This is a genomic window from Vibrio halioticoli NBRC 102217 (genome assembly GCF_000496695.1).
Lineage (GTDB): Bacteria > Pseudomonadota > Gammaproteobacteria > Enterobacterales > Vibrionaceae > Vibrio > Vibrio halioticoli.
On sequence record NZ_BAUJ01000003.1, the window covers coordinates 262,190 to 274,831 of the forward strand.

Annotated in this window: 18 protein-coding genes; 7 read left to right on the forward strand and 11 right to left on the reverse strand. The window is 43.5% G+C overall.

Annotated features, from left to right (window positions below):
* Nucleotides 1-4: 4 nt before the first annotated feature.
* From VHA01S_RS01415 to VHA01S_RS01465, 11 genes are read right to left on the reverse strand one after another with little or no spacing between them, the layout of a single operon-like run.
* On the reverse strand, nt 5-277 hold the full coding sequence (locus VHA01S_RS01415) for an HPr family phosphocarrier protein (protein WP_023402568.1): 273 nt from the start codon (nt 275-277) through the stop codon (nt 5-7).
* Entirely contained in the window at nt 274-1,143 is an 870-nt protein-coding gene (rapZ, locus tag VHA01S_RS01420; protein WP_023402569.1) for an RNase adapter RapZ, read from the reverse strand. Before rapZ ends, VHA01S_RS01415 begins: the two co-directional genes overlap by 4 nt.
* Before the next feature lie 4 nt (nt 1,144-1,147).
* The gene (ptsN, locus tag VHA01S_RS01425) at nt 1,148-1,615 is read right to left on the reverse strand and encodes a PTS IIA-like nitrogen regulatory protein PtsN (RefSeq protein WP_023402570.1); all 468 of its coding nucleotides are present in this window, start codon (nt 1,613-1,615) and stop codon (nt 1,148-1,150) included.
* Between the two features lie 2 nt (nt 1,616-1,617).
* A complete protein-coding gene (gene hpf, locus VHA01S_RS01430; protein ID WP_023402571.1) occupies nt 1,618-1,905 on the reverse strand; it encodes a ribosome hibernation promoting factor in 288 nt (95 codons plus the stop codon).
* Nucleotides 1,906-1,926: 21 nt separating this feature from the next.
* Entirely contained in the window at nt 1,927-3,378 is a 1,452-nt protein-coding gene (locus VHA01S_RS01435; RefSeq protein ID WP_023402572.1) for an RNA polymerase factor sigma-54, read from the reverse strand.
* Nucleotides 3,379-3,405: 27 nt separating this feature from the next.
* Nucleotides 3,406-4,131 (reverse strand): LPS export ABC transporter ATP-binding protein, encoded by a 726-nt coding sequence (lptB, locus tag VHA01S_RS01440; protein WP_021712403.1) that lies wholly within the window; start codon nt 4,129-4,131, stop codon nt 3,406-3,408.
* A gap of 7 nt (nt 4,132-4,138) precedes the next feature.
* Complete coding sequence (lptA, locus tag VHA01S_RS01445; protein WP_023402573.1) at nt 4,139-4,636, reverse strand: lipopolysaccharide transport periplasmic protein LptA; 498 nt, start codon at nt 4,634-4,636, stop codon at nt 4,139-4,141.
* Nucleotides 4,617-5,180, reverse strand: a complete 564-nt coding sequence (gene lptC, locus VHA01S_RS01450) for an LPS export ABC transporter periplasmic protein LptC (protein WP_023402574.1) — start codon at nt 5,178-5,180, stop codon at nt 4,617-4,619. Before lptC ends, lptA begins: the two co-directional genes overlap by 20 nt.
* Complete coding sequence (gene kdsC / locus VHA01S_RS01455) at nt 5,177-5,734, reverse strand: 3-deoxy-manno-octulosonate-8-phosphatase KdsC (protein WP_023402575.1); 558 nt, start codon at nt 5,732-5,734, stop codon at nt 5,177-5,179. Before kdsC ends, lptC begins: the two co-directional genes overlap by 4 nt.
* A 3-nt stretch (nt 5,735-5,737) precedes the next feature.
* On the reverse strand, nt 5,738-6,712 hold the full coding sequence (gene kdsD, locus VHA01S_RS01460) for an arabinose-5-phosphate isomerase KdsD (RefSeq protein ID WP_023402576.1): 975 nt from the start codon (nt 6,710-6,712) through the stop codon (nt 5,738-5,740).
* 10 nt (nt 6,713-6,722) lie between these two features.
* Nucleotides 6,723-7,688 (reverse strand): calcium/sodium antiporter, encoded by a 966-nt coding sequence (locus tag VHA01S_RS01465; RefSeq protein WP_023402577.1) that lies wholly within the window; start codon nt 7,686-7,688, stop codon nt 6,723-6,725.
* 189 nt (nt 7,689-7,877) lie between these two features.
* Between VHA01S_RS01465 and mlaF the strand changes: the two genes are divergently transcribed.
* The 7 genes from mlaF to murA are packed head-to-tail and all read left to right on the forward strand — an operon-like array spanning nt 7,878 to nt 12,455.
* Nucleotides 7,878-8,681 (forward strand): phospholipid ABC transporter ATP-binding protein MlaF, encoded by an 804-nt coding sequence (gene mlaF, locus VHA01S_RS01470; RefSeq protein WP_023402578.1) that lies wholly within the window; start codon nt 7,878-7,880, stop codon nt 8,679-8,681.
* Nucleotides 8,678-9,469: a lipid asymmetry maintenance ABC transporter permease subunit MlaE gene (gene mlaE / locus VHA01S_RS01475; RefSeq protein WP_023402579.1), complete on the forward strand. Its 792-nt coding sequence runs from the start codon at nt 8,678-8,680 to the stop codon at nt 9,467-9,469. The genes mlaF and mlaE overlap by 4 nt, the downstream gene beginning before the upstream one ends.
* Before the next feature lie 2 nt (nt 9,470-9,471).
* Entirely contained in the window at nt 9,472-9,951 is a 480-nt protein-coding gene (gene mlaD / locus VHA01S_RS01480) for an outer membrane lipid asymmetry maintenance protein MlaD (protein WP_023402580.1), read from the forward strand.
* Nucleotides 9,952-9,953: 2 nt separating this feature from the next.
* Nucleotides 9,954-10,595 carry a phospholipid-binding protein MlaC gene (mlaC, locus tag VHA01S_RS01485; protein ID WP_023402581.1) on the forward strand — a complete coding sequence of 214 codons (642 nt, stop codon included), beginning with the start codon at nt 9,954-9,956 and terminating at the stop codon, nt 10,593-10,595.
* A complete protein-coding gene (locus VHA01S_RS01490; protein ID WP_023402582.1) occupies nt 10,592-10,927 on the forward strand; it encodes an STAS domain-containing protein in 336 nt (111 codons plus the stop codon). The genes mlaC and VHA01S_RS01490 overlap by 4 nt, the downstream gene beginning before the upstream one ends.
* A complete protein-coding gene (gene ibaG, locus VHA01S_RS01495; protein ID WP_023402583.1) occupies nt 10,920-11,174 on the forward strand; it encodes a BolA family iron metabolism protein IbaG in 255 nt (84 codons plus the stop codon). Before VHA01S_RS01490 ends, ibaG begins: the two co-directional genes overlap by 8 nt.
* 9 nt (nt 11,175-11,183) lie before the next feature.
* A complete protein-coding gene (gene murA, locus VHA01S_RS01500; RefSeq protein WP_023402584.1) occupies nt 11,184-12,455 on the forward strand; it encodes a UDP-N-acetylglucosamine 1-carboxyvinyltransferase in 1,272 nt (423 codons plus the stop codon).
* Nucleotides 12,456-12,642: the final 187 nt, after the last annotated feature.

Here is a 12,642-nt window from a genome sequence, read left to right on the forward strand (position 1 = left end):
GGTATTATTCATCTTCTTCGAATTTTTCTTCGATGAGGGCGCACACCGCTTGTAGAGCCTGCGGTGCTTGGGTGCCGTTGGCGGTCACTGTGACGTATTCTCCCTGCGCAGATTCGAGCATCAGTAGTGCCATTACGCTATCAGCGTCGGCACTATTGCCGTCATTACTGACGGTAACTTTAGCATCAAAGCTTTGGGCTAATTCGACAAGTTTTACCGCAGCGCGAGCATGCAATCCCAGTTTATTAATGATGAGTAAGCGACGAGATTGGATCACTTTTGTTGCTCTAATTGATTGTGACGAATAAGCACTTGTTGCCCTTGTGCAAGAAAGTATTCACCGATTTGTTGAGTAAGGAATACCGAGCGGTGCTTACCGCCAGTACAGCCAATCGCAACTGTAAGGTAGCTACGATTGTTTTTTTCTAGAGCCGGAAGCCAACGTTCAATAAAAGCTTGGATTTGCTCTTTTAGCTCAACTACATCGTCAAAGCCGTACAGGTAATCACAAATGGGTTTATCTAAACCGGTTAAAGGTCTTAGCGCTGGTTCCCAGTGTGGGTTCGGCAGGAAGCGAACATCAAATACATAGTCAACATCAGAGGGCAGTCCATGTTTGAAGCCAAAGGATTGAAAGACCATGACCAACTCTTGGCCATCGCGGCCTAGGATACGCTTTCTCACCATTTCGCTGAGTTCGTGAATAGACAGTTTACTGCTGTCTATGACCAGATCGGCTCGTTCTTTTAATGCAGACAGTAAGATCTTTTCTTCTACAATGGCTTGCTGAAGGGATCGTGAATCTTTGATTAATGAGAGAGGGTGAATGCGTCTGGTTTCGCTATAGCGCTTAACTAGGGTTTCTTCGTTGGCTTCAAGGTAAAGAATCATCACTTGAACGGAGTCATCTAGGGTTGTCAGTACCGCAGTGACTTGCTTTGGGTTACTCGGTAAGTTACGAATATCAATGCTCACCGCAACTTTAGTTTGTTTTGGGCTCAGACCGTCGACAAAAGAGCTAAGCAGGGCTACTGGAAGGTTATCGACACAATAGTAGCCTATATCTTCTAAGGCACGTAGAGCGACGCTTTTTCCGCCACCGGAATTACCACTAACAACAACAAGTTGGCGAGATTCAGGCATTCTTTTATCCCTTTGGACACTCAATCGATTCTGCAACCATTATTTCAAACAGCTCTTCATCGGATTTTGCATGGCGAAGCTGTTTAAGAATTTTTTTGTCATTCAGGCGTTCCGCCATACAAGACAGTGTTTTTAAATGTTCTTTGCATTGATTTTCTGGAACTAGCAGCGCAAATAACAAATCAACCGGACGATTGTCGATAGCATCAAATTCAATGGCTTCATCACATTGTAATAGGACGGCAATCGCCTGGTCTGAATTACTCATTCGTGCATGTGGAATGGCAATACCGTTGCCAATCCCTGTGCTGCCTAGTTTTTCTCTGCCGAGCATACATTCAAATAGATCCGTGGAATCTTGGCCTGAATGGGTTGCTGCAATTTGGCTAATAAGCTCTAGAGCGCGCTTCTTACTAGTACAATGGACTGCACTTTTGGTGCAGTCCAAAGACAATACTTGATTAATTTGCATGGTTAATGGCTACTTAACTTCTCTTTATGCTTGGTCAGCTGGCGAACCAGCTTATCGACTAATGCGTCGATGGCTGCATACATATTTTCTTCTTCAGCGGTGGCGTGAATGTCGCCTTGGCTTACATGGAGCGTAGCTTCCGCAATATGGTTAACTTTTTCAAGTTTTAAAATAACTTGAACGTTATTAATGTGTTCAAAGAAACGCTCGAGTTTCTGAAACTTAGTATCAACGTACTCTTGAAGTGACTCTGTAAGTTCTACATGGTGACCAGTGATATTAATTTGCATAAGCGTTCCTTCTGTTAAGGCCTAAACTAGGCGTTTTCGTTGACTAGAGGGGGCGATACCTAATGATTCGCGGTATTTTGCCACTGTGCGTCTTGCAACTTTTACCTCTTGTTCAGCGAGTAGAGCGGTAATTTTATTATCGCTCAATGGTTTAGCTGTGTTCTCTTCTGCGACCAATTTTTTGATCAGTGCACGAATCGCAGTCGAGGACTTATCTTCTCCATCATTATTACTAACATGACTGGAGAAAAAATATTTTAGTTCAAAAATACCACGTGGTGTGTGCATATATTTCTGAGTTGTGACGCGTGATATAGTCGATTCGTGCATATCAATCGCCTCGGCTACATCATTTAAAATCATTGGTTGCATTGCTTCAGCGCCTTTTTCGAAGAACTCCTGCTGAGTTTCAACAATGCATCTGGCGACTTTAAGCAGGGTATCACTGCGACTTTCAAGGCTTTTGATTAACCATTTTGCTTCTTGCAGTTGGTCTTTAATGTATTGGCTGTCACTGCTGTTTGCCCCTGTAATAGTGGCATACTGCTGGTTGACCTCAAGTTTGGGCATATCGGTATTATTGAGAAAGACCGTCCACTTGCCGTTCACCTTGATCACATTAATATCGGGTACAACGTATTCAATATCACTGTTGCCAATTTGACTACCCGGTCGCGGGTCTAATTGTTGGATAAGCTGCAATATGGCGATTAAATCGCTTTCTTTGAGCTTAGTGTCTTTAATGATTAATTTGTAGTCGCGATTAGCTAAATGTTCGATATGATTTTTTAAAATCTCACAAGCTTGCTGTTTGCGTGGCGTCTCATCAGGAAGGGCATACAGTTGCAACAATAGACATTCTTGTAAATTTCGAGAGCCGACACCAAGGGGTTCAAATTGCTGAATACGTTTGAGAACCGCAACTGTTTCATCTTCTTCGACATCGGGAAGGGATAAACTGGCAGTAATATCGGCGGTAGAAAGCGTTAAGAAACCTTGATCGTCAATGGCATCAATGATGGCAATCGCAATCGCATGATCGGTCTCAGAAAAAGGAGTGAGTTCTAACTGCCACAGTAAGTGATCAAAGAGACTGGTTTGAGTTTCTCCTTGATAGATAGGCAATTCATCATCAAGAGCCACACCAGTATTGCCTGAATTGGAGCTGTACACGTCCTCCCAAGAGGTGTCGACAGCAAGTTCGTCACCAATGGAGTTAGAGGCCATTAATTCAGAACTGTCTTGTGCGCTCGGTTCTGTGCTTTCTTGCTGGTTGCTTTCTTTTGGAGATTCGGTTTTTTCTTCCGATTGAGTGCTCTCTTCGGAAACTTGCAACAAGGGATTAGAGTCTAATGCTTGCTGAATCTCTTGTTGAAGCTCAAAACTAGACAACTGCAATAAGCGTATGGCTTGTTGCAGTTGTGGGGTCATGGCAAGGTGTTGACCAAACTTAAGTTGTAATGCTGCTTTCATAATTATGAGTCGCCTGCAGTGGGCCGTCTAGAGACGGAACTGTTCACCGAGGTAAACTTTCTTAACCTGTTCGTTGCTAAGCACTTGCTCGGGCGTACCTTCGGCAATTAAGTGTCCTTGGCTTACGATGTATGCTCGCTCACATACGTCCAGGGTTTCGCGCACATTGTGGTCAGTGATAAGTACCCCTAAACCACGATCTCTTAAATGTTCAATAATCTTTTTGATGTCGATAACGGATATTGGGTCGACGCCCGCAAAAGGTTCATCCAGCAGAATAAACTGCGGATTGGCGGCCAATGCACGTGCGATTTCCACACGGCGACGTTCACCACCGGAGAGAGCCATACCGTTACTTTTACGAATGTGTTGAATGTTGAATTCGTCTAATAGCTCTTCAAGCTTTTCATCTCGTTCTTGTTTTGAGATTTCATTGCGAGTTTGCAATACCGCGTAAATGTTATCTTCAACAGAGAGCTTTCTAAATATAGACGCTTCTTGTGGAAGATAGCCAATGCCCATTCGAGAACGACTGTGCATCGGTAGAATACTGATATCCTGATCATCAATCAGAATTCGTCCTTCGTCACGAGCAACTAATCCCACAATCATATAAAAAGAGGTGGTTTTGCCTGCGCCATTTGGCCCTAGTAGACCTACGATCTGCCCCGATTCTACTTGCAGGCTTACGTCTGCAACCACTTTGCGGTTTTTATAGCTTTTCGCTAGGTGTTCAGCTTTCAATACTGCCATAGGTCGACTATTTATTCTCTTTTGGTTGAGGTTGTAGCACGGTTGATACTCGAGAGCCTTTACCACCCTCAGCGATCATTTTTTCGGTGGTGATATGGTAGATAATTCGTTGGCCGTTGATCGTGCTGTCATCTTGAGCCAGCATCGCCTGTTTGATCATAATTAATTGATCTTGAGACATATCGTAATACAGCTCTTCTGCATGACCGTGAATAGTTTTGCCATCATCGGTTTTTTGAGAGAACTTAGCGAGCTTTCCATAAGCTTCAATTTTTTTTATGGCGCCGTCACTAGGGTTACGATAGACAATGACCTTGTCCCCTTTCACATTGATACTGCCTTGGCGCATTTTTACGTCACCAATAAAAGTAACCTTGTTACTCTTCATATCAAGTTGTTGACTGTCAGAGTCGATGTACACCGGTTGCTCTGAATCGGTAGAGAGCGCATAAACTGAAGGAGACAGTAATATTCCCAGTAAAAGACTAAGGCTTAGCTTTTTCATAGATCCCTTTTACATGATTGAACAAGACGGCTTCATTTTTATCCAAATTTCCCTGCATGGCTTGGCCAATATTGAGAAACTGAGGTCCTTTTAGAGTCACTTGGACGTCGGAACTAAAGTCTTTGCTGTCGAGCTCAATTGTCATTTTATCTGTAGTTAATGTTTCAAAACTGGCGTCAGGAAGTAAATTTGTCGCAATGACATTTCCGGCTAACGTCAGTTGATGATTCTTATCTAAAACGGCGGTATCTGAAACCACTTGCCACTCTTCGACTGTCCCATCACGATACACATACATTATGAGGTTATCAAATAGGGTGTCGCCACTGGTTGCGTAGTGATCCAGTTTTTCGGAACTGATTTTGTAGCTACGAATACCGTCAAGATCGTAAGTGGTGTTGGTCACTTGGCGTCCGGTAAACATAGGTAATTCAGTGCTAGGTTCAACCTGAATAACCTCTTGTTCTTGATTTATCAGTAGATAATAACCGGATACACAGATAATACCGATTAACACTATCTGAAAAATGCGAGAACCCGTCATATACTCAGACCTTTATGTTGCTCTAATTCTCCACGAGCTTGCAAAATAAGGTCGCACACCTCGCGTACTGCGCCATGGCCGCCCTTTATTTTAGTGACATAGTTAGCTCGTTGTACTAGCAATGGGTGCCCATCGTTGACGCACACTTTTAATGCGACTTTTTCCATCACGGGCCAATCGATCAGATCATCACCGATATAACCGGTATGTTCAGGCAAAATATTGAGCTTATCGATAATGTCATTGTAGGCTTTAATTTTGTCGTCTTGCCCTTGATAGATGAGCGTTATGCCCAAACCGCGCATACGATTTTCGACGATTTGTGAGCGACGTCCAGTGACGATAGCGATTTCGATGCCGGCGTTCATCAGTGATTTTATGCCGTAGCCATCACGTGTATGAAAAGTTTTGAGTTCTTCGCCAGCATTGCCCATGTAGACGAGACCGTCAGAGAATACGCCGTCTACATCACAAATAAGCAGCTTAATTTGTTTTGCTATAGCAAAAACAGGCTTTGAAACTGGACCGTATAGAGAATCGACCATTTCATTCATGAATTACATTACTCCAGCTTTTAAAAGGTCGTGCATGTTGAGCGCGCCAACCAGTTTATCATTTTCACATAGCAATAGGGCAGTGATACTGCGCTCTTGCATCATATTCAATCCTTCTACAGCCAACAGAGATGGCGATGCGTAGCTTGGATTTTTTGACATTACATCACCAATAACGGTGCAGTGGATGTCGATTCTTTTATCGAGAAGGCGTCGCAAGTCGCCATCGGTAAATATGCCTAAGATTTTGTCTGCATCATCGACAATGGCGGTCATCCCTAAGCCTTTTTCGCTTATCTCAATCAAAGCATCTTTGATTAAAGCATCTGCTTTAACTTTAGGAACATCTGTACCAGTATGCATAATGTTTTCTAGTTTTAGTAGTAACTTACGCCCCAAGGCGCCGCCAGGGTGAGACAGCGCAAAGTCTTCTGCGGTAAAGCCACGTGCTTGCATCAAAGCCATTGCCAGAGCATCTCCCATCACTAAGGTGGCCGTGGTGCTGCTTGTTGGGGCTAACTCAATTGGACATGCCTCATGAGGTACCGCGATACATAGGTGGATATCCGCCAGTTTTGCCATGTTTGAATTTGGCTTGCCAGTCATGCTGATGATTTGAATATTAAGGCGCTTTAACACAGGGAAAAGAGAAAGGATCTCTTGCGATTCACCCGAATTAGAGATGGTTAGGACAATATCGCCGGGCGCAATCATGCCTAAATCACCGTGAGCGGCTTCACCGGGGTGGACAAAAAAAGCTGATGTACCTGTGCTGGCTAAGGTCGCAGCAATCTTGTTGCCAATATGGCCAGATTTACCCATTCCCATTACCACAACTTTGCCGTGTTTATTGGCAAGGATAGTGTCGCAAGCTTGGTCAAAATCACGATTAAAATATTGAGACAGTTGGGTGAGTCCTGCTATCTCAGTATTGAGTACATTTTGCGCTGCTTTTTGGTAGTCAAATTTTACTGTCATGTGAATCTCCTTATGCACCTACATTGAAAAAGAGATAGCTTTGGTAGGCAACAAATATGGCAAAGAGTATCCCACCTTCTATTCGGGTGATCTTTTTCGATTTACCTAGCGCCATAATGACCAATAAAACGGAAACGCCGAGCATGACCCAAAAGTCACGATTCATGGCATTCTCGTTAAGAAAAGAAGGGTGCAATAAGCCCGGAATGCCCATAACTGCCAGTATATTGAAGACGTTGGAGCCAATAATATTACCCACCGCCATATCATCTTCGCCTTTCATGACCCCAGCTAATGAGGCCGCTAATTCTGGCAAGCTAGTACCGATGGCAATGATGGTCAGTCCAATCACAAGATCGCTCATGCCAAAATACTTGGCAATATAAACGGCATTATTGACTAATAGATTTGCCGCCAGTGGCAGTAAAATAAGGCCTACAACGATCCAGAAAATGGCTTTTTTGTTCTCGACGCCGTCAGGGACTTCAGACTCTTGCTCACTGAGCATGTTATCGCCAACGTGTTTCTCTGTTCGAGAAATGTGTAGCATCGCCAGAATGAACGCAACAAACAGCACAACAAGTAATACACCTTCGGTAAAACCAAGGTAGTGATCCCACATGATGCCACCGGCAATCAAGGTGACACCTATCATCAGTGGCAACTCGCGTCGTAATATACCTGAGCTAACGATTAAAGGCTTAACCAGTGCGGTGATACCCAAAATAAGTGCTATGTTGGCAATGTTTGAACCGAGTACATTACCGACAGCGGTATCCGTTCGACCGTCTAAAGCTGCAGTGGCAGAAACCATCATTTCTGGAGCAGAAGAGCCCATGGCAAGAATGGTCATACCGATGACCAAGGGAGATATTCCAAAATTTCTAGCTAATGCAGCTGAACCGAATACCAGTTTATCGGCACTCCAAACCAGCATGATTAAACCAACGACAAGTAGACAAATCGCTACGATCATTTGTGTGCTCTTTATTAATTGGTACGAGTTAAACAGTGATTTTGACGTTAAGCTGTCAAAAAGGGAAGATTTTAGACGAATTATTTACACACAAGTCTGATAAAATTCCTATGATTAAGTCGACCAACTGTCTGATATATTCAACTTTTTTGATATTGGATGGTTTTCAGGTCACAACAAGGAGTGTTGATGCTCGAAGCTAAAAACAAAATTACATTAGATAAGGTGACATTTTCTCGGGGTTCCAGAGTGGTTTTTGACAACATCAGTTTGTCGATTCCACAAGGTAAAATCACCGCGATAATGGGACCTTCGGGTATAGGTAAAACCACCTTGCTCAAACTTATCGCAGGGCAAATTCCGCCAGATAGCGGTGATATATGGTTTGAGCAACAAAACATTCCCAAGCTTAGCCGTGGTGAGCTTTATCAAGTTCGTAAGAAAATGAGCATGCTATTTCAATCTGGGGCACTGTTTACTGACCTGAATGTTTTTGACAATGTCGCGTTCCCGATTCGTGAACATACTCAGCTATCGGAATCTTTCATTCGTACTATTGTGCTCCTTAAATTAGAAGCGGTCGGATTGCGAGGCGCTGCCCAGTTAATGCCTAGTGAACTATCCGGAGGCATGACCCGAAGAGTAGCTCTGGCACGCGCCATTGCATTAGACCCTGACGTTGTAATGTATGATGAGCCTTTTGTGGGGCAAGATCCGATCACTATGGGAGTGTTGGTTGAACTGATTAAAAAGTTAAACCAAGCATTAGGCGTAACTTCAATTGTGGTGTCGCATGATGTGCCTGAGTTAATGAGCATTGCAGATTACGTGTATTTGATCGCAGATAAAAAGGTGATTGCAAGCGGTGAGCCAGTTGATATTGAACAAAGCCAAGATCCGCGCGTACAACAGTTTTTACATGGCAGCGCTGATGGCGCTGTGCCGTTTGCATTTCCGTCAGCACCATTAGAAAGGGATTTATTTCAACGATGATATCTTGGGCTATCAATAAAGTTGCCGACATAGGCGCATCAGGGATCAGAGTTACCCGCTCTTTTGGGCGAGCAACCTTGATGCTGTTTGGTGCTCTGGTGGCTAAACCGCAGCCAATGAAAAATATACCGCTATTGTTTAAGCAGCTCTATTCTGTAGGCGCTCAATCACTGGTGATTACTTTGGTTTCAGGTTTATTCATCGGTATGGTGCTGAGTTTACAGGGCTATGTTGTGCTGGTGGATTACGGCGCTGAAGGAAGCTTAGGGCAAATGGTTGCGCTTTCTTTATTACGAGAGCTTGGTCCGGTTGTTACCGCATTATTGTTTGCAGGCCGAGCAGGCTCTGCATTGACCGCCGAAATAGGATTGATGAAAGCAACGGAACAACTTTCAAGTCTGGAAATGATGGCGGTCGATCCATTAAAACGCATTATCAGCCCTCGATTTTGGGCCGGCGTTATTTCAATGCCATTGTTGACGATGATTTTTATCGCGGTGGGTATTTTAGGCGGACACATTGTTGGCGTGGATTGGAAAGGAATCGATCACGGCAGTTTTTGGTCTGCAATGCAGTCATCAGTAGAGCTGGGACGAGATATAGGTAATAGCGTAATTAAATCATTGGTGTTTGCTGTAACTATAGTTTGGATAGCGCTGTTTAATGGTTATGATGCTGTCCCTACCTCAGAAGGTATCAGTCAAGCAACGACTCGCACTGTAGTGCATTCTTCTCTAGCTGTATTAGGGCTAGATTTTGTTTTAACCGCATTAATGTTTGGAAGTTAAGTATGAATCAATCAAGGAAGTTAGAATTGTGGGTTGGTAGTTTTATCATCTTAGGCATTGTAGCGGTGATGTTTATGATATTTAAAGTGGCTGATGTAAAGTCGCTAGGAAGCCAAGATAGTTATAAACTTAAAGCATCTTTCGATAATATAGGCAGCCTAAAAGTACGTTCTCCGGTAAAAGTAGGTGGAGTAGTGGTAGGTCGAGTGTCGGATATCACGCTTGATACTGAATACTTTACGCCAGTGGTCACTTTGACTATTGAAGAGCGTTTTGGTCACTTTCCAGATACTTCAAGTGCGCATATCTTAACTTCGGGTTTAATTGGTGAGCAATATATTAGCTTAATACCGGGTTTTATGGATGATGACGCTGAGATACTCAAGGATGGCGATCTGATAGAAGACACCAAGTCAGCCTTGGTACTGGAAGATTTGATCGGGCAGTTTATGTACAGCGTAGGCGATAATTCAGGGAAATAACCATGAAAATTATGACAAGACTTATCTTATTGATGGCGATGTTGTCTTCCTCAATTGCATGGGGTGACACTGTGGATAAAACCCAGCCTTATCAGATGATGGAAATAGTGGGCAGTCGTACTTTTGATAGACTTAAAAATGAACAAGCCCAACTTAGAGAGTCTCCAGAGCAATTAAAAGTGGTGGTTGAAGAAGAGCTAATGCCTTACGTCAACGACCGTTATGCTGGACTTAAAGTATTAGGTAATTACTTAAGAAAAGCTGACAAGGGTGAAGTGGCTGACTTTTTGGTCGCATTTAGAGCGTACTTAGTAACGGCTTATGCGCAGGTGTTAACTCAGTATAAAGATCAAGAGATCAAATACACACCGCCTCGCAATCTTCGCGATGATCAACGCATTGTGTCTATCCCTGTTGAAATTATGCAGGCTAATCGACCTGCGATAAAATTAGAGTTTAAGTGGCGTAAAAACAAAAAAACCAATGAGTGGCAAGCGTTTGATATGGTGGCAGAAGGCGTCAGTCTGTTATCAAGTAAGCAATCGGAGTGGGGCGGCAAAATACGTAAAGATGGTCTGCCAGCCGTCACTCATGAGTTAGCCACTTTAGCGAAAACACCAATCCATTATGACTCTGCTAAATGATGAGTGATAAAGCGGTTTGGACCATGATTGATGATCAGCATGCCATGCTAAGTGGTGTGCTCAATCGAAACTATATTCCGCAGCTATGGCAGCAAATAGCACAGTGGCAGCCAAAGGTTGAACGACTAGATCTCGACCTAAGTGCCGTATTAAGTACAGATTCTGCGGCAATGGCGCTGATTCTGCACATAATTGACCATGCAAAAAATTGTGACTGCCATATAATGTTGCGATCTGTACCTAATAAACTGCTTACTTTATTTGAAGTGAGCAATGCAATGCCATTATTGGTAGAGCACATAGAAATCGAAATTGAGGGTGAAAGTGGATAGTACACAAGTTAAAGAACTGCTCGACGAAGCGTTGCAGCTAGCAGAGATTCATGTAAAAGGAGAGGGTAGCCACTTTGAAGTGATTGCTGTTGATGCTTCTTTTGAAGGAATGAGCCGTGTTAAGAAGCAGCAGTTTATTTATGCGCCGCTAACGGATTACATTCAACGCAACGAAATTCACGCACTATCAATAAAAGCTTTTACTCCCGAGGAGTGGCAGCGTGATAAAAAACTAATGTCGCTTTAAGGACTAATAATGGAAAAATTTCGAGTAACTGGCTCTTCAGCGCCTTTAAGCGGTGAAGTGTCAATTTCTGGCGCAAAAAATGCGGCGTTACCTATTTTGTTCTCGGCTATTTTGGCTGAAGAACCTGTTGTTTTACACAACGTACCAAAACTACGTGACATTAATACTAGCCTAGCTTTGTTACAACAATTAGGTGTTAAAGCATCTCGTGATGGAGATACGACCACTTTATTTGTTGATGCTTCAGGTATTAATGAATACTGTGCGCCCTATGAGTTAGTAAAAACCATGCGTGCTTCTATTTGGGCTTTAGGTCCTTTGGTTGCAAGGTTTGGTGAAGGTCAAGTCAGTCTACCTGGCGGCTGTGCTATCGGTGCTCGCCCTGTTGATTTGCACATTCAAGGCCTAGAAAGCCTGGGTGCAAACATCACTATTGAAGATGGCTACGTAAAAGCAAAAGTGGATGGCCGCTTACAAGGCGCTCATATCATCATGGATAAAGTGAGCGTTGGCGCAACGATCACTATCATGAGTGCGGCGGCGTTAGCTGAAGGTACTACGGTTCTTGATAATGCTGCACGTGAACCTGAAATTGTCGATACGGCTGATTTCTTGATTGCGCTTGGTGCGAAAATTACCGGTGCAGGTACTGATACCATCACGATTGAAGGTGTTGAACGTCTTGCCGGTGGTGAGCATACTGTTGTTCCCGATCGCATCGAAACCGGTACTTTCTTAGTCGCAGCTGCTGTGTCTGGTGGTAAAGTGGTATGTCATAACACTCGTGCTAACTTACTGGAAGCGGTATTAGCTAAGCTAGAAGAAGCTGGCGCTAAGATTGAAACGGGCGAAGATTGGATTTCTGCGGATATGACGGGCGACAGAGAGCTAAAAGCGATCACTGTTCGCACGGCGCCATACCCAGGTTTCCCAACGGATATGCAAGCGCAATTTACCCTGCTGAATATGATGGCCAAAGGCGGCGGCGTAATCACAGAAACTATCTTTGAAAATCGCTTTATGCACGTTCCTGAATTGCAACGCATGGGTGCTAAAGCTGAGATTGAAGGTCATACCGTGATTTGTGGCGATAGCGAAGGTTTAAGTGGCACACAAGTTATGGCGACTGACCTACGCGCTTCGGCAAGCCTAGTTATTGCTGGTTGCATTGCCAGCGGTGAGACGATTGTTGATCGCATTTACCATATCGATAGAGGTTATGACCGAATTGAACATAAATTGAGTCTGCTTGGCGCCAATATTGAAAGGTTTAGCGACTAATCACATTTAGATTCTATTTAAGACCGAAACCTTGTGGTTTCGGTTTTTTTATTTGATAGACTGTTAACTTCTCACTTTCTTTGTCCAGCAAGCCTGAGCTATGAAAGAGAAAATAAGAGACTTAGTGAAAAACTAGGCTTTATACAATGATACTCTCGATGTGCATTATACCCATCACTTAATTTTG

Excerpts from the sequence above, each read along its gene's own strand:
- rapZ (WP_023402569.1), bottom strand. The coding sequence starts at position 1,143 with ATGCCTGAATCTCGCCAACTTGTTGTTGTTAGTGGTAATTCCGGTGGC.
- ptsN (WP_023402570.1), bottom strand. The coding sequence starts at position 1,615 with ATGCAAATTAATCAAGTATTGTCTTTGGACTGCACCAAAAGTGCAGTC.
- hpf (WP_023402571.1), bottom strand. The coding sequence starts at position 1,905 with ATGCAAATTAATATCACTGGTCACCATGTAGAACTTACAGAGTCACTT.
- VHA01S_RS01435 (WP_023402572.1), bottom strand. The coding sequence starts at position 3,378 with ATGAAAGCAGCATTACAACTTAAGTTTGGTCAACACCTTGCCATGACC.
- lptB (WP_021712403.1), bottom strand. The coding sequence starts at position 4,131 with ATGGCAGTATTGAAAGCTGAACACCTAGCGAAAAGCTATAAAAACCGC.
- lptA (WP_023402573.1), bottom strand. The coding sequence starts at position 4,636 with ATGAAAAAGCTAAGCCTTAGTCTTTTACTGGGAATATTACTGTCTCCT.
- lptC (WP_023402574.1), bottom strand. The coding sequence starts at position 5,180 with ATGACGGGTTCTCGCATTTTTCAGATAGTGTTAATCGGTATTATCTGT.
- kdsC (WP_023402575.1), bottom strand. The coding sequence starts at position 5,734 with ATGAATGAAATGGTCGATTCTCTATACGGTCCAGTTTCAAAGCCTGTT.
- kdsD (WP_023402576.1), bottom strand. The coding sequence starts at position 6,712 with ATGACAGTAAAATTTGACTACCAAAAAGCAGCGCAAAATGTACTCAAT.
- VHA01S_RS01465 (WP_023402577.1), bottom strand. The coding sequence starts at position 7,688 with ATGATCGTAGCGATTTGTCTACTTGTCGTTGGTTTAATCATGCTGGTT.
- mlaF (WP_023402578.1), top strand. The coding sequence starts at position 7,878 with ATGCTCGAAGCTAAAAACAAAATTACATTAGATAAGGTGACATTTTCT.
- mlaE (WP_023402579.1), top strand. The coding sequence starts at position 8,678 with ATGATATCTTGGGCTATCAATAAAGTTGCCGACATAGGCGCATCAGGG.
- mlaD (WP_023402580.1), top strand. The coding sequence starts at position 9,472 with ATGAATCAATCAAGGAAGTTAGAATTGTGGGTTGGTAGTTTTATCATC.
- mlaC (WP_023402581.1), top strand. The coding sequence starts at position 9,954 with ATGAAAATTATGACAAGACTTATCTTATTGATGGCGATGTTGTCTTCC.
- VHA01S_RS01490 (WP_023402582.1), top strand. The coding sequence starts at position 10,592 with ATGATGAGTGATAAAGCGGTTTGGACCATGATTGATGATCAGCATGCC.
- murA (WP_023402584.1), top strand. The coding sequence starts at position 11,184 with ATGGAAAAATTTCGAGTAACTGGCTCTTCAGCGCCTTTAAGCGGTGAA.